Raw genomic sequence first — 18,121 nt, 5'->3', positions numbered from 1 at the left:
AGCGTGTTTGAAAATTGCTTTCCGTCGGCTGTGCGTCCCACTTTGTGGGAGATTTGGTCCCGATGATGGAGGCGTAGTGGGCGCTATGACCAGGTCTTTCAGGCATATTTCTGGCGTAGATATCAAATGCTGGCTTTACTGGTATTTGTGTAAGGCTGTACTAACTATGGCTTTCGTATTGATTTCATATTACGTTCTTATCGCTTAATTATTATTTTTTATTGGCTTCTTATTGCCTTCTTATTATTTACTTTTCGCGCTTCTATTGTTCTTTTGTTTCTTTCTTATTGCCTTCCTAATTATTTTCTTATGGCATTTCTATTGTTCTTTTAACTAACCAGTTACAATGTCAGATTAATGACAATTTGGACAGCAATCCATATTCGATTGCACATCTAACTATAGAATGAATCCAAAAATATGTTAAAATACTCAACCTAAGATATCCCATAAACCAGCACACTGCCCGTGTCATATGGCGGGCGGGGCCTTCTTCCTTTCTGGTGTGGAGGTGGCAGACGCAGTGGACGGAAGATATAGCAACCTCTTCATAACCTTGGCAGGAGCGGGGGCGGGAGGCGGGCGGGCTTGCGGTTCCTTGTGGAGGGGGCTTGGTTTGCTTGCTCAAAAAATGGGCGGAAACAGGGCCGAGAGAGGGCTTCCAAGCCCGAACGCAGAGCGCCTACGGACGAAAAATCATCAAGATTTCTTCGGTAGTTGGCGCGGTGCCCTGTTTCCGTCCATTTTTTGAGTTAGCAAACCATGCGCCCGGAACCAGGAACCGCAAGGCCGCCCGCCTCCCGGCCCCGCTCCCGGAACCAAACAAAAGCAGAGGTTGCGCACCCCCGCGCTCCCTCTGCCTCTCCCCATCAATACCTATTATCAAACACCCTGGTAGACTTCTTCTCACTTCGCGGAAGTTCCCCCAGATCCACCAGCTTAACAACCGGCGTCAGGCCTATCCTGTTTTTGAAGCTGGTCTGGATTTCTATTTCAAGGGCGTACCTGTTAATGGATGGGTTGGTTTCCACAAACAAGGTCATTACATCCTTGCCCATGAGATGGTCTACCATGACCTGATACTCACTGGATGCGCCTTCAATGGAGCTTAACAGTTCTTCTATCTGGCTTGGGAAAATGTTGACTCCCTTTACTTTTACCATGTCGTCCGTGCGTCCGATTAAGGTTCCGATTCTTGGATAAGGGGAACCGCATGGGCAGTCGCCGGGCACAATCCTGGAAAGGTCATGGGTGCGGTAACGGATTAAGGGCGCGCCTTCTTTTTTCAGGGTTGTGATGACGATTTCCCCCACTTCCCCGTCAGGCAGGACTTCTCCTGTCTTCGGGTCCACAATCTCAATGTAAATAAAATCATCCCAGTAATGCATGGCTCCCTGGGCCTGGCAGTTGATTGCGATGCCGGGACCATATACTTCCGTGAGTCCATAGATGTCATAAAGGTCAACCCCCAGCTCGGCGGCAATCCGCTTCCTCATCTTGTCACCCCAGCGTTCCGATCCAATCACACCTTTTCTCAGGCATATCCTGTCCCCAATTCCCCTCTTGGCAATCTCCTCTGCCAACAGCAGGGCATAGGATGAGGTGGCGCACAGGACCGTGGACTTCATGTCCATCATCATGCGCAGCTGTTTATCCGTGTTGCCGGGTCCCATGGGCACGGTCATGGCCCCCAGACGCTCGGCTCCCAGCTGGAATCCGATTCCCGCTGTCCACAGCCCGTATCCCGGTGTAATCTGTATCCTGTCCATGTTGGTGATTCCGGCCATCTCATAGCAGCGGGCAAACATCAGCGCCCAATCATCCACATCCTGCTGGGTGTAGGGGATGATGACCGGGGTCCCGGTAGTCCCGGATGAGGAGTGGATACGCACGATTTTATCTTCTGGTTCAGCCATGAGACCAAGGGGATACGCCTCCCTCAGGTCGCCTTTCCACGTAAACGGAAGCTTTTCAAAGTCCTCCTGCGACTGTATCTGGTCCACATTGATTCCTTCCAGCTTATGCTTGTAAAAACATTCCTTGCCAGTCAGTTTCTTCAGCTGTTCCTTTATGAGAAGGAACTGGGATTCTTTCATCTTCATTGGTTCTATCCTCCGTTTTTCACGCGTGTTCTGAGACAGCGCCCAGGTTAAGCGCCGTCACATTCATGGCCCTGAACTTCTCAGGTACCCGTTTTAATATGGCCTGCTCCATTTCCTCCAGGGAAATGCCGATTAAACCGCTGGCAATGGCAGCGCCCAGCAACGCCACATTCAGTACCTTTGGGGAACCGCTCCTGGCGCAGATGGCTGTGCCGTCCACCACCACCAGGTTATCCACGGTCTGTTTCAGATACTCCATCATCTCATTGCCTGTATAGGCGCCGCCTGTGAGGGAAGCAGTAACCGGACGGATCGGCACGGGTGACACCACCATGCAGCCTCCCTTTTTCAGGTATGGAAGACAGCGCACTGCCTCGGCGGGTTCAAAGCCAATGATGACGTCCGCTGCTTTGTATGGTATCAGGGGGGAGTGGATTTCCTCCCCAATCCGCACATGGCTGACCACGCTGCCGCCTCTCTGTGCCATTCCAATAGTTTCTGCGCCTCTGGCCTCCATCCCCTTTTCCATGGCTGCCAGGGCTATCAGGCGGGACGCAAGGACGGTTCCCTGTCCTCCCACTCCACATAACAATACATTTTTTGTCATATCTATCCTCCTCGCTTATTCCACAGGTTCGATGGCGTCCACGGTACATATCTGGCCGCAGAGTCCGCAGCCGGTACAGAGTCCGGAATCAATCTTAACCTTATCCTGGTCCAGCACCAGGGCCGGGCATCCGATTTCATTGATGCAGGTGCGGCAGTCCACACATCTGTCCTCCACAATCCTGCATTTCTTCGTGGTTTTTACAATGGCAATGCAGGGAGCCTTGAATATCACGGCCTTTACCCCGTTTAGGGCGGAAAACTCCAGCACGGTGTCCACGCACTGCTTAAGATCCAGCGCATCCACGGTCCTTATGTGTTTTATGCCGATTCCCTCCAGTACCTTTGTTATGTCAACCTTTTCCACCACCTGGCCCATCATGGTATGGCCGGTTCCCGGATGGGGCTGGTGGCCTGTCATGGCCGTGGTGGAATTATCCAGGATGCACAGGGTGAGATTGGCCTCATTGTACACTGCATTCACAATACCAGTCAGCCCGGAGGCAAAGAATGTGGAATCCCCGACAAAGGAGAAGTAACGCTTGTGCGGCTCCACCCTCTGCATCCCCTGCGCCATGGTGATGCCTGCACCCATGCACAGACAGGTATCCACCATGTCCAGAGGCTTTGCATTGCCCAGGGTATAGCATCCGATGTCTCCGCAGTAGATGCCTTCCATCGGCTCCTGTCCATCGGGCAGTTCCTGGTTCAGCTTTTCCATGGCACGCTTGACCGCATAGAAGGAAGCCCTGTGGGGACATCCCGCACAAAGGACCGGAGGACGGATTGGGAGTGGCGGGACCGGTAGGGAGGCCGCACCGGCAGCCATATCGGAAGATGCACCGGCAGCCTCATCGGAAGCCATATCGGAAGATGCACCGGCAGCCGCATCGGCAGCCTCATCGGAAGCCTCATCGACAGCCTCATCGGAAGCCCCATCGGAAGCCTCATCCAGGGATTCCATATATTCTATGTACGGTGCACCCAGATAAGCCTCCAGCACCTTGCGCACGGACTCCACGCTGTTCTCGCCTGCACACTGTACATCACCCGTAAGCTTTCCCCGGATATCCACATTCAAATGGTGTTTTCCGCAGAGAAGCATCAGTTCCTGCTCCAGCACCGGGTCCAGTTCTTCCACTGCCATGACCTCATTAAGGCCGTCCATGAACTGAAGCATCAGCTTTTCCGGCGTGGGGTTGGGCGTGGAAATCTTGATTACACGCGCGCCCTTGTATCCGTTCAGCGCTTCCATGACAAACTCATAACTGATTCCATGGGTGATGATTCCCTGGACAGTTTCCTTCTCTTCCCTGTGCAGCAGGTTGAAACGGTAACTGCTGAAGTCATCTCCGATTACAGGATTGCGCGCCTCAATCATCCTGTGGTTTGCATTGGACAGGCGCGGGAAGATAACCCATTTGTTGGAATCTTTCACGAATCCCTGTGGTGCCGGAAGACAGATACGTTCCTTTAACTCCACGCTGGCACAGCCATGGCAGATTCTTGTGGTGGGACGGAACAGCACCGGGGTATGGTATTTTTCCGAGTAATCAAATGCATCCCCAATCATCTCATAAGCTTCCTCCGGGGAACTGGGGTCAAATACAGGCAGCTTGGAGAACTGTCCGAAGTGACGCGTATCCTGTTCTGTCTGGGAGGATATGGGGCCTGGGTCGTCTGCCACCATGACAACCATGCCTCCCTTGACGCCCACATAGGCCAGGCTCATAAGGGGGTCCGAGGCCACATTAAGTCCCACCTGTTTCATGGTGACCATGGTCCTGGCGCCCGTATAGGCGGCCGCGGCAGCCACCTCCATTGCCGCTTTTTCATTCACCGACCACTCCACATAGATATCACCTGGGTTGTGTTTTGCCACTGTCTCCAGGACTTCCGTGGACGGGGTGCCCGGATAACCCGATACCACCTGCACACCTGCCCTGACTGCTCCCAGGCCGATTGCTTCATTTCCCATTAAAAATGATTTGGACATTGCCCTTCTCCTTCCGTTATGTACATTTACTGCTATTTTCAGATACAAAAAGACCTGTCCTTAAGAAAGGACAGGCCTGAATATACAGCACCTGTGGTACCACCTTATCTGCTTACCACTTTAACAAATATGCTAAGACGCGTTTGGGCAAAACTGAACTTCCAGACACAATCCGGCACATATTCTGCCTTTAACGCAGGCCTGCGGTCCGGATACTGGGGCTATAAATGCCGGATTATACATGCCAGACAGCTGCAACGGCCGATTGTCGCCTTCCTGCGGCACACTTCCATCTGCGGCTTTCCTGCGGCACACTTCCGTCTGCGGCCTTCCTGCGGCACGCTTCCGTCTGCAGTCTTCCTGCTGCATGTTTCCTTCTGCAGTCTTTCCTGCCGCATTCTTCCCGCCACAGTCTTCCTGCCCGCACCTAACCTGCCCGTTCACCTTTCCCTCCGCGGTCCATTTGCCGTCCGGCTTATTACAGGAATCCCACCATCCCCTGCTCTCTGTGAATGCCCTCTACGGTTTGATCTCCGCTTCATCGGTTTAATACTTTACTTTATCAGTCATTATTGCAGATTTCACTGTAAATGTCAATGACTTTCCAATGCATTTCCATACCTGTAATTCATGGCTGTTATTCCATAACCGCTATCCCATAACTGTTACTCCATAACCGCCACCCCATAACTGTTACTCCATAACCACTATTCCATAACTGCTATTCCATAACTGCTATTCCATAACTGTTACTCCATAACCGCTATCCCATAACTGCTATACATACCCACTATCCTACGCCTGGTCATTAGTCAGATGGAAATAATCCAGCAGATAGAACACAAGGCTTAAAACCATACCCACCACGCAGGCCAGGACCATGCCGGTCAGCTGGATGTTGCCGATTTTCACGGCAATTCCTGAAAGGCCGGTGACAAATATGACTGAGGTCAGGGCCAGGTTCCTGGAATTGCCGTAATCCACCTGTGAATCCACCAGGATACGCAGTCCCGAGGTACCGATCATTCCGTAGAGCAGGAAGGAGATTCCCCCTATGACCGGCCCCGGTATGGTGCTGATCAGGGTGGACAGCTTGCCGATGAAGGAACATATGATGGACAGCACGGCGGCGCCTGCGATTACGCGCACACTGTATACCCGGGTGATGGCCATGACGCCGATGTTCTCCCCGTAGGTGGTGGTTGGCACGGAACCGATGAGTCCGGATATCATGGTGGAGAAGTTGTCTCCGAACAGGGAGCGGTGAAGGCCCGGGTCCTTTAACAGGTCGCGGCCCACAATCTTACTGGTGACCACCTGATGTCCGATGTGCTCCGAAGTGATGACCAGGAGGACCGGAAGGATGGTCATGATTGCCTCCAGGTTAAACTTGGGTCTGGAGAAGTTTGGCAGTGCAAATACAGGCGCCGCAGCCACTGCTGAGAAATCCAGAAGTCCGCATGCAAATGCAGCCACATACCCTGCTATGACCGCTATCAGGATAGGGATGACTGAGAAGAACTTCCTGAACAGGATGGAGCCAAATACAGCGGTGCCCAGTGTGATTACGAATACGATAATCTTCCTTGGGTCCATTGCAGGGTCTAAAAGGCCTGCATTGTCAGCCGCATTGCTGGAAAGTTCAAGACCGATCAAGGCCACCACCGGACCCATGGCTGCCGGAGGAAGGACAACATTAATCCATTCCGTGCCGAACTTGTAAACGATGAATGCCAGGATACATCCGCAGAATCCCACGGCCACAAAACCGCCCAGCGCATAGGCGTATCCGGATTCCCCGAAGTTTTGGATGACCACCCCGGCCGGGGCCAGGAACGCAAAGCTGGAGCCCAGATAAGCAGGCGCCTTTCCCTTTGTCACACAGATGAACAGCAAGGTCCCCACACCGTTCATGAACAGGACCACAGCCGGGCTGATGCCGAACAGAAAGGGCACCAGGATGGATGCGCCGAACATGGCGAACATGTGCTGGATGCTCAGGGGAACAAGCAGCTTAAAGGGTACCTTGTCCTCCACCTGAATGATACGTTGATTTTCCATTTTCTTCCTCCTTTGTCTTTCCCATACTCTTATAAACAACTGGCGCATCCCTGCGCAGACCTGCGGTAATGGCCCGCCTCTATGATGCGCGGCGCCGTCCCCCTCGGTTATGGGTACGGTTTACCTTCCCCCGCTCAAAGCATTTCTCACATACAGAGAAGGGGTAATCCCATGACAGCTCCCGTCCGCAGGCTGAACACTTGCGGGAATAGCTGGCACATTCTGTTTTCAGGATACGGCTGATTTCCTCTTCGGTGCGCCGCCGCTCCTCATTCAGGTTTCCGGTCTGGACCGGAAGTCCTGCCTTCCTGGAAAACTGGAAATACAGATCCAGCATTTTATAGTAGCTCTCCAGGTCATACAGGTCATCGCCCGGGCTGTAGGGGAATTCCAGTTCATCCACATCCCGGTAATCCCTGCAGTAATCTTTCCACAGGTCCATGACCATCTTATTATCTATATCAATGGAACACGTAATCAGCTTATATATCTCCTGTCTGGTAAATGTGTCCATGTCGTCCTGGTGCACATGTTCAAATGTCATGTACAGGGACAGGAGCTCGTCCACCTCCATCTTCTCATAAATGGAAGGCGTATCCATGGACGCCCAGATCTTCACCAGGGTGTCAATCTCGGCCGGCAGGTTCAGCAGCTGTTCCGGGAAGCCCACATATGCTTTCATGATGGGGATGGGAAGCCTGGACAGACCGTCCTTTATCACATCCAGCTCGTCAATGGCAGTGACGAACCCTTCATCGTAAAGCCCGTATCTTCCGGCCCGGCCCGCTATCTGCTTAATCTCTTCCGGATTCAGGGTGCGTTTGCCCACACCGTCGAATTTCCTGGTCTCCACAAACACAATCCTGCGTATGGGCAGGTTCAGGCCCATGCCGATGGCGTCCGTGCTGACCACCACATCCGTCTCCTTTGCCAGGAAACGGCGCACCTGTTCCCGTCTGGTGGCCGGAGGCAGGCTTCCATATATGACGCTGCAATGGGTTCCCTCGTTCTCCAGATGGGCTGCCAAGGCAAGCACTGATTTTTTGGAAAATACAATCAGGGCGTCGCCTTTCTTCAAATCCCGCTTCAGGTTATATGGCTTTGTCTCCAGGGTCAGCCTGGTATTCCGCTTGTGGCGCACCACCCGGAACTGGTCCCCGCAGCGTTTTATCATCTGGACGATGATGTCCTCTGCCTCCGGCGCCATGCACAGATGTATCTCCTCTGCCCGAAGCCCCAGGACCGCCCTGGTCCAGTTGTGTCCCCTGTATGGGTCCGCAACCATCTGGCACTCATCCACTACAACGATATCAAAATAATCGTGGTCATTGAGCATTTCCACGGTACATGCCTGGCACACGGCTCCCGGCACCTCCAGTGTCTCCTCCCCTGTAATCATGGAACATGCAAGTCCCTCTGAATTAAGCTTATCATAGACCTCCAGAGCCAAAAGCCTTAAGGGGCCGAAATACGCCCCGTGCCCGCACTCCTTCAGCCGTTCCAATGCATCATGGGTCTTGCCGCTGTTGGTGGGGCCTACATGGAGGATGAACCTGCGCTTCATCTCCCTGGCTCCCGGATACTCCTCCTCCGGCTTCTGGTTCACGGACTCCCGGATTCCCTTTTTAATGGTCTTTGGTATATAGAACAGCTGGTAGGCACGGTCCAATGAGTTGGTCAGCAGATAACGGCGGATTCCCTGCATCCTGAGGACATGTTCCAGTTCCTCCAGGGACAGGCCCGACAGGTACTCCAGGTCCTTCCTTGCAAGGGCGCCGCAGAATTCCTGCATGCTGGCACAATTCTGTTCCCACTCCTGGACAGCCGGTCCCGGCGGCAGCTTTCCCTCCTTGTGCATCAGATATGCGCAGACCTTGGACAGCATGGCATGGACATCGCTCAACTCATTGGCTTTCTCAAGGGGCTTTAAGTTCTCCTCAGTCAGGCGCTTTAACCGTTTCCTCAATTCAGCGGCCGTCATGGCCCTGAAACGCTTATTCACGCTGCCGAAAAAAAGCTCCTTATAGTATTCCTCCAAATACTGAGCGCATTCTCTTTTTATCTCCATGGATTTCCTCTTTCCTTCTGATTTTCACAAAAGCAGCCAGGTGCACATGTTCCCACGTCCATCCGGCAGCTATTAAACTTACACCATGGTAGTATCCACAAAATGCTCAAAACCTGAAATGCCATATTCCGCGCACACGCTGTTGATACCGTCCACAATCTCCTCCCGCGAATAGTTCGCCTCGAAAAGTGTGTCATCCTTCATCTGGTTAAGATACATATAAAAAGTAAGGGCCATCTCCAGGCGGTCAATATCCTGGGGATCCAGCTGGTCCGAGAGATAATTCTCAGCCCCGTTGATATCGCCTGCATCCGCCATGTCCTTTAACTGGCGGTACACCCGGTCCATGGGGGTATACCTGTCCTCGTCCTCCGGAAGCTCATAGTCTATATCGTTCTTGCCCAGCACCAGCCTTGCAATGGCCCTGACCAGGTCGCTGATGGTCCTCATCACATAATCGTCCTGAAATCCCATAACTGTTCATCTCCTGCGTATTTTCCTTTTAGTATAGTTGATATCGATTCCGCCGTCAAGCCGTAGAATTAATCCCGTCTTACAATGTCCTGCGGCCTGCCCTGCAAAGCATCTGCCTGTTCAGTCATACCCTGCCAGCCCAAAATCCCCGTCCATTATCAGCCCGGCTCCATAACGGCTTCCGGCAACGTCATAACGGACTGTTATCCGCGGATAATCTGAAGGGATTACATCAACCTGGAACGAACAAAAGCGCCCATCCTGTGAAAGGCCGGACGAAGCCACGGTTATCCTTTCATTCCCATAATCATATTCCGAGTAAACAGCGCCGTCTGCCATCCATGCCAGCCAGTGCTGTTTCAACGCATCCCCCACCTGCTCCGGCACCGTCACATATCCATGATCACCCGCCCCGCCGTAATGCCGCATCCGTGTTATGAGGGCGTCCTTCACATCTGCTTCCCGGTCCATAAAATTAGCGGCGGACAACACTTCCAGACCCCCTGGCTCCAGCAGGTCCATCTCCAGCGCGTCCATCCCCAGCACATCTGGCTCCAGCACGTCCGTCCCCAGCACGTCCCGGAAGGTGTCTGCTAAAGCGCTGTCACCGTACGCCCCAAGGACAGCGGCTTCCGGCTTCAATAGGGATTCCAGTCCCTCAGGCTGTCCTTTCAGGAAATCCCCATATGGCTCCAGCAGGGTATGGGTAACATTTCCTTTTGTAAGAAAATAGTCCTGGTTCCGCCCGCTTTTTACAAACTCCAGAACCTGGTCCGCATAATCCCTGTCCCCATCCCCATGGCCCTGTTCCGGCGTGACTGCCTTTAGGGTCAGATGGCTTACAATCAGGCGCTCTTTTTGCCCTATGTCCGCCTTTTGCCAATCTGAAAGTTCATCCAGCCTGTCCTCCATCATTTCCTTTACCTCTGCAGCGGTTTCATCAAAAAGGGTGTTGCACAGGCATTCCATCCTGTATTCCAGATATTGGCTGAAATCCCGGTCCTTAAATACCACAAAAACCGCGTTGACCGTGTGATAACCCGGGGCTGTTTCCTTAGACTGAATGGAAGAAAAGCACAAAGTTTCCGGGTTATAGTAATTCCATGACCCTTCCTCTTTGTGGTCATTAATCATATCTGCCATGGATGACGGAAGCCTGATTGAGGACAAGGACATCTCATCCGGGTTCACCTCCACCATGGTAAGCGGCTGGCCATCCGCACCTGTCTCACCGGCCGCACCTGTCTCACCGGCCGCGCCGGTTTCCGCTGCCAATGAAAGGATTGTCCGGTAATCCCCGGCCTCCGTCTCCTTTTCAACAGCAAATACCTTCCTGCTGTCAAAGATCCGGCTTCTCTCCTGCGCGCCCGGCACCGGTTTTTCAGTAAACGGGTCCAGCAGGTCCGTTTCCTCCCGAAGCTTCAGGCTGCCGTATGCCTTCCTGATTCCGTCCGGCGTATCCCCAAGGCGGAATTCAAAGGCTTCATCAATGGGTTCCGGAATATTTCCAAGGGGAGAATTAAACTCACTGTAGATGACACGGTTTACCTCTTCATAGTACGGGTTGGCAGCCCCGGCAGCTTCCTCTCCGGCCCTGTCCACACGGCTATCCGCCTCCAGTCCGGCAGGTATCCCTGCTTTGTCCTCATTATCCTGTCCACTGCATGCAGCCGTGAAAACTGCTGTCAGTATCAGCACAGGCAGTATCAGCATTTTCCTCATCATCTTTTCTCCTCCTTGATACGGACCATACGACAATACATCTTTCCATTATATCAAAAGATGTATGTAAAATCAAAACAGTTTCCGTCATGCCCAAAGCGGCGACATATGGATGGACTGGCGTGATTCAGGCAGACCGGCTCCTGGGGCGCCGGAACCCCTCCGCTGTACTGGCACCACCAGGATTTCCCGGCATATCTAATCATAAGGCCCAATCCATTTCCCTGGATTGGATTTATATATGGAGTGATTAAATGGAAAATGAATACAGCGTGATTGCCCTTGCAGGAACCCCGAAATCCGGAAAAACCACCATATTCAACGGACTGACAGGTATGTGCCGCTACACCGGCGGCTGGTGGGGGGACGGGGGAGCGCCTGGCCGCGGTACTTACAGATACTGTGGCCAGGCTTATATGCTTCTTGACATGCCCGGCGCCTATTCCCTTTCCTCTGCTCCGTTTCCGGATTCCGGTTCCCGTGAAAGCAATGATTCCCTCCTGCAATCCCGGCAGCCGGATGTAATTGCAGTGGTGGCTGACGCGACCAGGCTGGAACTGGGACTTCACCTGTTAAAACAAGTCCTTGGAATGGATAGCGGAACCAGAAATACAGGCAGCATCCCAGTGATACTCTGCGTCAATTTTTGTGACGAGGCCCTTCGGACAGGGCTGGTGATTGATTATAACCTTCTGGAAGATGTGCTCCAGATTCCCGTCATCCCCTGCTGCGCCCGGGACCAGAGCCATCTTGACGATGTCAAGGCCGCCATACATTATGCGGCCAAACCAGGGAACCGGAAGGCATTCTGCTATGACTGTCTGGATTTTTCGCCCAAGAAACTGACTGCGGAATGCATCTCCGTCACCTCAGAGGCAGACGGCGCCCGCAGGGTATTGCTGGACCTCATCCTCACCGGGCCTGTTACAGGGAAAATCATACTGCTCCTGCTGCTGGCTGGAGTCCTCCATCTGACCATGCTTGCTGGCGGTGTCCCATCCTTCCTGCTGTGGAATGCCCTGTCACGGCTGGAACTGTATCTGGACAGCGCCATGGCATATCTGGGGGCGGCTCCCTGGCTTACAGGCTGCCTTATTCACGGTGGCTTCCGTGCGCTTTCCTGGACCACTGCCATCATGCTGCCTCCCCTTGCTGTTTTCCTCTTTTTTTTCACCCTTCTGGAGGACCTTGGATTCCTTCCCAGGGCATCCATGGGCATGGACCCCATATTTGAAAAATGCGGCGCCTGCGGCGGACAATGTGTGACCATGGCCCTGGGTCTGGGGTGCAATGCTGCCGGAGTGGCCTGCTGCCGGTCCATCCAGTCCCCCAGGGAACGCATCATTGCCGTACTCACCAATTCCATGATTCCCTGCTGCGGCCGTTTTCCTGTTTTTATAATGCTGATTCCCCTGTTTTTTGCCGCCGGTCCCGTGGACTCCCTGACCGGTTCCCTGTCCTGCGCCCTGTTGTTTTCCATCCTGCTGCTGGCCGCTGTCTACCTGTCCTTGGGGATATCCTGGCTTCTGTCAAAAACACTGTTAAAGGGACTTCCCTCCGCCCTCGCCCTGGAACTGTCCCCTTACAGGAAAATGCACATTACCCGCTCAGCCCTGCGCTCCCTCCTGAACAGAACCATGGTGTTTGCCGGACGCGCGGTCAGGGCGGCGGTTCCCGCCGGAATCATCATATGGTTCCTGGCCAATCTCTTCTACACAGGCCCTTCCGGCGGATTCGTGTCCTTTCACCGGCCTGCCGACGGCGTTCCCAGCCTGCTGGCTGCATTTACGGGCCTGCTCCATCCTGCCGCTGTCCTTCTTGGCATGGACGGGGCCATATTGGCGGCCTTTGTGCTGTCCTTCCCGGCAGGAGAGCTGTTCCTTCCAATCCTCATCATGGCCTACCTTGAAGGCGGGCCCCTTGGCGGCATGCTGGGCGGTTCCCTGGCCGCGGGCGGCAATGGCTTTTCCCTGTACCAGCTGCTCGCCTCCCAGGGCTGGACCTGGATTACAGCAATCTGTACCCTTGTCTTTACATTCCTGCACTGGCCCTGCCTGACCACCTGCCAGGCAATTGCCAGGGAGACAAAAAGCTGGAAATGGGCCGGGACGGCTGTCTGTATCGCCACGGTTCCCGGGATTCTCATATGTGCGGGGATTGCGCTGTATGGGCATATGGTCTTAGGTATCTGAGACAGCATGTCCTCCTGATTGCATATTCTCCTGATTGTATATCCTCCTGATAGCATGTCCTCCAAATTCTGGGGATTATTTCTTGACTGCGGCATTTCCACTGCCTATAATAGAGGTAAGCAAACAAACAGGATGCATGTCATATGGACCTCCAAAAACGCAGGACCTTTATCATCAGCTTTATTTACTTTGCGATTATCGGTGTAATCTGCTATATTCTCTTTAAAAGGCTGATTCCCATGCTCATGCCCTTTATCATGGCGCTGGCAATTGCCGCGGCGCTGGACCCGGCTGTCTCCTTTTTAGGAAGCCGCATGAAAGGCGGGCAGAAGTGTGCGGCAGCGGCAGTCCTCCTTCTGTTCTATGGCTGTCTCTTCAGTCTGGCGGCTGTCTCCGGGAACTGGCTGTTTTCCTGCATCCAGGAACAGGGCAGGAAGCTTCCAGCGTTATACAGCGAAGTGGTGGAACCAGGGCTTTCCCGGTTTTTCACGCTTCTGGAAGCCAGTTTCCCCGGCCATAGCATCCATATCTCCTCCCTTGGGACCAGTCTGGAGCATGCCATGGAAAATGCAGCAGGTGCCCTTTCCTCCAGCCTGATTGGCTACGGCGCCTCTGTCCTTGTTGGTTTCCCATCCCTTCTGGTGGATATCCTGGCTGCGGTGATTGCGTCTTTCTTCCTTACCGGAAGTTACCGGCAGACCGTTGCATTCCTCATGCGCCAGATTCCGGAAAACCAGCGGGCCATACTCACGGCTGCATGTGCCAGCATACGGGATGTGACAGGGCGTCTGGTTAAGGCATATGCCCTGCTTATGGCCCTTACCTTTGCGGAACTGTCCGTGGGCTTCCTGGTCCTGGGGGTGCCCATGGGGTTCACGGCCGCTTGCCTGATTACACTGGTGGATATCCTGCCTGTACTGGGCACGGGCACCATCCTTTTGCCCTGGGCCTTTGTTGCCTGGACCACAGGTTCCAGGAGCCTGGGCATCGGCCTTGTGTGCCTCTATCTGCTGATTACGGTAGTCCGCCAGTCCCTGGAGCCTAAGGTGGTCGGCCTGCAGATGGGCCTCCCTCCTGCTGCTGCCCTGCTCTGCATGTTTGTGGGCGGCAAAGTCCTGGGGCTGCCCGGTATCTTCCTGTTTCCCATTGGCGCCACCGTCCTCTTTAAGCTCAGCGGGAACGGAACCATCCAGTTATTCAAATAAATTGCAAATCCTTTTTCTTCTGGGCGTGTATGTTCATCATTTCCCGTCAAGCCATCCGCCCCGGAGCGTGCTGTATACCATCCAGAACCGGACTACATTACATAAAGGCAGGTATGTTTATGAAGATTCCATCCAAGTTCCCGTCCCCACCATCCCGTCATGCCCCCAGTCCCCCGGACAGGGTCCGCAGATCCCAAATCCGTCTTTTTGCCATCAGCCTGGTTCTTGCTGCCGCCTCCATCATCCTGGGCATCTGTGCCAGGATGGTTCCTGGTTTTGCACATACATATTCCATTACCGTCTATCCTGTGCTTGTGAATACCATTGGCCGTTTCAGCAGCATTTTCCCCTTCTCCCTGTCAGAAGCAGGGTTATATCTGGTGGCTGTTTTCTGTATCCTGAACCTCTTTTTCCTTATCAGAAAACCGCTTGCCGTGATGTCCCATCTGTTTTTCCTTGTCTGCCTCCTCCTGTTCCTGTACACGGCCAATTGCGGCATCAACTACTACCGGACGCCATTTTCCTATGAGGCTGGCATGGTCATGGAAAAATCGTCTACAGAAGAGCTTTACAGCCTCTGCCTGTTCCTTACGGAACAGGTAAACAGCACGCTTAAGGAAACAGACCACTCAGAGGATGTACTTAAGGGGCTTTATCCTGGCCAGACAGGGGACACGCCCCTGCCCTCAGCCGCAATGCTCCGGGAGTTTGGGATGGGAGGGGTTAAATCCATGAAGGACCTGGGCACAGACTACCCCCAGCTGGCCGGATACTACCCTTATCCCAAACCCCTGATGAATCCGCGTCTGCTGTCCATCCAGCAGCTTTGCGGCATCTACTCCCCCTTTACCATTGAGGCAAACTACAACAGGGAAATGCCTTACTACAATATCCCGCATACCATATGCCATGAATTGTCCCATCTGAAAGGATTCATGCGCGAGGATGAGGCCAACTTCATCGGATACCTGGCCTGTATCGGTTCCGGTTCCCCGGATTTCCGTTACAGCGGATACCTGACCGGATGGGTCTATGCCGGTAATGCACTGGCCAAGGTGGACCTGGAGGCATATTATGACCTGTACGGGCGGCTTGCCCCGGAGGCAGCCAGGGACCTCTCCTGGAACAACCAGTTCTGGGACAGGTTTGACGGCAAGGTTGCCGAAGCCTCCACCCAGCTCAATGACCGTTACCTGAAAGCTAATAACCAGGAGGACGGGGTGCGCAGTTATGGGAGGATGGTGGATCTGATGCTGGCTTATTATCGGGATTCCCAGTGGTGATGATGCGGGGTGGCGGGTGGCAGTTTTGTGGGTGGCAGTTTTGTGGGTGGTATTTTTACGGTTGGCGATATCACAATCGATGATATCCAAGGCATATATGTCCCAAATGACCGCTTATAATTCAATCCAACGGATTCTTACATAGGAAAAGGACAGTAACCCAGATATCTGAATCTCAGATTCCTGAATGCTACTGTCCTTTTCTTACCACCGCATCTATACTAACTTTTCCTTACTGCCATTTATCCTGCTTCCGCTTTCCTTACCGCTGCCTTTCCCTCACTGCCGTCTCTTCTTAATCTCCCACAAAATCACAAGCCCGATACTGATGATCAGGACCTGAAGCACAATCACTGTCCCGACTCCCGCCAGAATGATGAACAGTACTGACCTATCGCTCTGGGCTACGGATGTTCTGTCCGGGCTGACCACAGGCGCTTCTTCCTCAGGCTGGCCGCCATCCACGGTATCTTCCCCTTCCATGCTGCCGGCTTCTCCAAGCCTTGTAAGTTCCAGGGACAGCTCCTTTATATCTTCCTCATTAAACACATCCTTCATATCCCACCTGGCCATGGTCCCTCTGTAGGGCGCATCCAGCCCTTCGTTCAGTATCCCAAGGTAGGTGTCCACCGCCTCATCCCAGTCCTCCCCGGAAAGCACCCAAAGATCCAGAGCTGAAAGGGCTGAAGTCCCATAGCCGATATAATACAGGGGAGTATAGAAAAGGTGGGGGATATCTACCCAGTCATAACACATATCCCCATATACCCGGTAATACCAGCCATCGTAAGAATCCTGTATCTCCTTGAACCTGCGGTTCATATCATCCAGGGTCATGTCAGGGGTCGTGTATACGGCTTCCTCGAATTCCTGAATCATACATGCAGTTATGGCCACATACAGCATATCCGTCATTGTCTCATAGGCATAGGCGGACGCCCCATTCCCAAACAGTTCCTCCGCATAGCGTGTTGACAGCATCTCCAGTCCCTGGGACTGTATCTCGCACACATCCACATGAAAGCCCTGATACATCTCGGGTACTGTATTATAATAATAACTGCAAAAATGCCCGAACTCATGAATCAGGGACTGGTAATCCCGGAACGTATTGTCACGGTTTATGAAGATAAATGCGTCCTTGTAGCTGGGCAGACCCACTGTATAGCTCCCAGCGGTACGCTCCACGCCGTCCTCCCCTGCCTGGATATCATACAGATGGTTATCCCTCATATATTGGAATATTTCCCCAAGTTCCGGCACCATCTGATCCATGCCGTCCCCTACCGTATCAAGAATATCCTCTGTCGTGCTTTCTTCCAGCCGGTCCAGGCTGTCATAGGAAGCATTGTCCACATCTTCTGACCACAGGTACCACATATCATCGCTGAGAACCACGATGTAATCCTTCACATTCCGGCAAAGCTGCTTCGTATCCTCAAGGGTATAGTCCCGCCCGTATATTGTCTCATGTGCATATTCAGCATAATTGTCATAGCCTGCAGAACCGGCTATCTCCCCGCGGACCTTGACCAGTTCCAGGTATTTGCCCCCAAGGATGCGGTTTCTTTCCCTGCCCAGCGCCTCGTTCACTTCACTGTAATCTTCCGTACTCATATCCGGCTCTTTTGCCAGACGCTCATAATCCCACTGTTCCCCGTCATATTCCACGGATATCCCGCCGGATGCCAGCTGGTCATATTCCCTGATCAGTTCTTCTTCCCGGTTATGGAGATCCAGCTCTTCCTGTGAGTAATCCTCATAATAGGCAATCATGGGAACGTAGGATTTTCCAATTTTTGTCTCCAGAAGGGAGCGGTAAGAAGATTTAAGGCCCTTTTGCAGGCAGGCCGCTGCCTTATTCCCCATCTCCGAATACAACTGTGTTGTATATGCCTGCTCCGCGGCGGCCTCCTGGTCAGATATATCCCTGTCATACATGATCTGGGCCATATAAGCCATTGTTGCCAACCGGTCAAACTCACTGATGATCAGGTCATACAGACGCCCCACTTCCTCTTCCTGCCCCTGTGCGCTTAAAGCCAGTTCAAAATCCTCCATGGCCTTGTCCAGGACAGATGTGGAGAAATGTTCATACGGCCTTTGGGAATAATCCACCCCTTCAAAAAACCGGTCCATCCGGGGTGATACCGCCTGACGCCCCGATTCCGACCGAGCCTGAACCTCTGCCTGACGCCCCAATTCCGGCCGCGCCTGAACCTCTGCCTGACGCCCCGATTCCGGCCGCGCCTGAACTGCTGCCTGAACCTGGACCGCGCCGCAGGACGGTACGGAAACCACAAGGATGGCTGCCACCGCCAACGCCCCCAGGCGTCTTATGACAATCTTCCAGGCATTTTTCTTCATGGCCGGTTCCTCCTTCTGTATATTTCTTACATTTATTCTAACACA

The 18,121-nt window shown here is 53.3% G+C and carries 13 protein-coding genes and 1 pseudogene; 4 read left to right on the top strand and 10 right to left on the bottom strand.

The features are described 5' to 3' along the window. Nucleotides 1–46 (bottom strand): annotated as a pseudogene (locus LK536_RS52130) (hypothetical protein); the annotation flags it as partial. Between LK536_RS52130 and LK536_RS52125 the strand changes: the two are divergent. Further along, nucleotides 29–208, top strand: coding sequence for a DUF6783 domain-containing protein (locus LK536_RS52125; protein ID WP_329602270.1), 180 nt, complete (start codon nt 29–31; stop codon nt 206–208). The pseudogene LK536_RS52130 and the gene LK536_RS52125 overlap by 18 nt on opposite strands. Nucleotides 209–869: 661 nt before the next feature. On the opposite strand, the gene LK536_RS52120 is transcribed toward LK536_RS52125, so the two are convergent. The 8 genes from LK536_RS52120 to LK536_RS52085 all read right to left on the bottom strand — a co-directional run bounded on the left by LK536_RS52120 (nt 870) and on the right by LK536_RS52085 (nt 11,032). Further along, nucleotides 870–2,102: a phenylacetate--CoA ligase family protein gene (locus LK536_RS52120; RefSeq protein ID WP_008720084.1), complete on the bottom strand. Its 1,233-nt coding sequence runs from the start codon at nt 2,100–2,102 to the stop codon at nt 870–872. A 19-nt stretch (nt 2,103–2,121) separates the two neighbouring features. After that, on the bottom strand, nt 2,122–2,709 hold the full coding sequence (locus LK536_RS52115; RefSeq protein WP_008720085.1) for an indolepyruvate oxidoreductase subunit beta: 588 nt from the start codon (nt 2,707–2,709) through the stop codon (nt 2,122–2,124). Between the two features lie 15 nt (nt 2,710–2,724). After that, complete coding sequence (locus LK536_RS52110) at nt 2,725–4,704, bottom strand: thiamine pyrophosphate-dependent enzyme (protein ID WP_227796850.1); 1,980 nt, start codon at nt 4,702–4,704, stop codon at nt 2,725–2,727. 221 nt (nt 4,705–4,925) lie between these two features. Further along, complete coding sequence (locus LK536_RS52105; protein WP_506092222.1) at nt 4,926–5,114, bottom strand: hypothetical protein; 189 nt, start codon at nt 5,112–5,114, stop codon at nt 4,926–4,928. 385 nt (nt 5,115–5,499) lie between these two features. Beyond that, nucleotides 5,500–6,765: a uracil permease gene (gene uraA / locus LK536_RS52100; protein WP_008720087.1), complete on the bottom strand. Its 1,266-nt coding sequence runs from the start codon at nt 6,763–6,765 to the stop codon at nt 5,500–5,502. Between the two features lie 79 nt (nt 6,766–6,844). Then, complete coding sequence (locus LK536_RS52095; RefSeq protein ID WP_227796848.1) at nt 6,845–8,833, bottom strand: helicase-related protein; 1,989 nt, start codon at nt 8,831–8,833, stop codon at nt 6,845–6,847. A gap of 78 nt (nt 8,834–8,911) precedes the next feature. Next, nucleotides 8,912–9,307, bottom strand: a complete 396-nt coding sequence (locus LK536_RS52090; RefSeq protein ID WP_120055014.1) for a DUF6483 family protein — start codon at nt 9,305–9,307, stop codon at nt 8,912–8,914. Between the two features lie 120 nt (nt 9,308–9,427). Then, nucleotides 9,428–11,032, bottom strand: a complete 1,605-nt coding sequence (locus LK536_RS52085; RefSeq protein ID WP_227796847.1) for a hypothetical protein — start codon at nt 11,030–11,032, stop codon at nt 9,428–9,430. Between the two features lie 251 nt (nt 11,033–11,283). Between LK536_RS52085 and LK536_RS52080 the strand changes: the two genes are divergently transcribed. From LK536_RS52080 to LK536_RS52070, 3 genes are all read left to right on the top strand, one after another. Then, nucleotides 11,284–13,221, top strand: a complete 1,938-nt coding sequence (locus LK536_RS52080) for a FeoB small GTPase domain-containing protein (protein ID WP_227796846.1) — start codon at nt 11,284–11,286, stop codon at nt 13,219–13,221. Between the two features lie 143 nt (nt 13,222–13,364). Continuing rightward, nucleotides 13,365–14,426 (top strand): AI-2E family transporter, encoded by a 1,062-nt coding sequence (locus LK536_RS52075; RefSeq protein WP_227796845.1) that lies wholly within the window; start codon nt 13,365–13,367, stop codon nt 14,424–14,426. Nucleotides 14,427–14,545: 119 nt separating this feature from the next. Then, a complete protein-coding gene (locus LK536_RS52070; RefSeq protein WP_227796844.1) occupies nt 14,546–15,709 on the top strand; it encodes a DUF3810 domain-containing protein in 1,164 nt (387 codons plus the stop codon). A 279-nt stretch (nt 15,710–15,988) separates the two neighbouring features. Here the strand turns inward: LK536_RS52070 and LK536_RS52065 are convergent, their stop codons facing one another. Then, nucleotides 15,989–18,076, bottom strand: a complete 2,088-nt coding sequence (locus tag LK536_RS52065; RefSeq protein ID WP_227796843.1) for a gluzincin family metallopeptidase — start codon at nt 18,074–18,076, stop codon at nt 15,989–15,991. Between the last annotated feature and the right edge of the window lie 45 nt (nt 18,077–18,121).

It is taken from the genome of Clostridium pacaense (genome assembly GCF_020709765.2).
Classification (GTDB): Bacteria; Bacillota; Clostridia; order Lachnospirales; family Lachnospiraceae; genus Enterocloster; species Enterocloster hominis.
This window is presented reverse-complemented; position numbering and strand designations above follow the sequence as displayed.

What these genes read in the sequence shown, in the direction of transcription:
- LK536_RS52120 (WP_008720084.1), bottom strand. Translation starts at nt 2,102, where the DNA reads ATGAAGATGAAAGAATCCCAGTTCCTTCTCATAAAGGAACAGCTGAAG.
- LK536_RS52115 (WP_008720085.1), bottom strand. Translation starts at nt 2,709, where the DNA reads ATGACAAAAAATGTATTGTTATGTGGAGTGGGAGGACAGGGAACCGTC.
- LK536_RS52110 (WP_227796850.1), bottom strand. Translation starts at nt 4,704, where the DNA reads ATGTCCAAATCATTTTTAATGGGAAATGAAGCAATCGGCCTGGGAGCA.
- uraA (WP_008720087.1), bottom strand. Translation starts at nt 6,765, where the DNA reads ATGGAAAATCAACGTATCATTCAGGTGGAGGACAAGGTACCCTTTAAG.
- LK536_RS52095 (WP_227796848.1), bottom strand. Translation starts at nt 8,833, where the DNA reads ATGGAGATAAAAAGAGAATGCGCTCAGTATTTGGAGGAATACTATAAG.
- LK536_RS52090 (WP_120055014.1), bottom strand. Translation starts at nt 9,307, where the DNA reads ATGGGATTTCAGGACGATTATGTGATGAGGACCATCAGCGACCTGGTC.
- LK536_RS52085 (WP_227796847.1), bottom strand. Translation starts at nt 11,032, where the DNA reads ATGATGAGGAAAATGCTGATACTGCCTGTGCTGATACTGACAGCAGTT.
- LK536_RS52080 (WP_227796846.1), top strand. Translation starts at nt 11,284, where the DNA reads ATGGAAAATGAATACAGCGTGATTGCCCTTGCAGGAACCCCGAAATCC.
- LK536_RS52075 (WP_227796845.1), top strand. Translation starts at nt 13,365, where the DNA reads ATGGACCTCCAAAAACGCAGGACCTTTATCATCAGCTTTATTTACTTT.
- LK536_RS52070 (WP_227796844.1), top strand. Translation starts at nt 14,546, where the DNA reads ATGAAGATTCCATCCAAGTTCCCGTCCCCACCATCCCGTCATGCCCCC.
- LK536_RS52065 (WP_227796843.1), bottom strand. Translation starts at nt 18,076, where the DNA reads ATGAAGAAAAATGCCTGGAAGATTGTCATAAGACGCCTGGGGGCGTTG.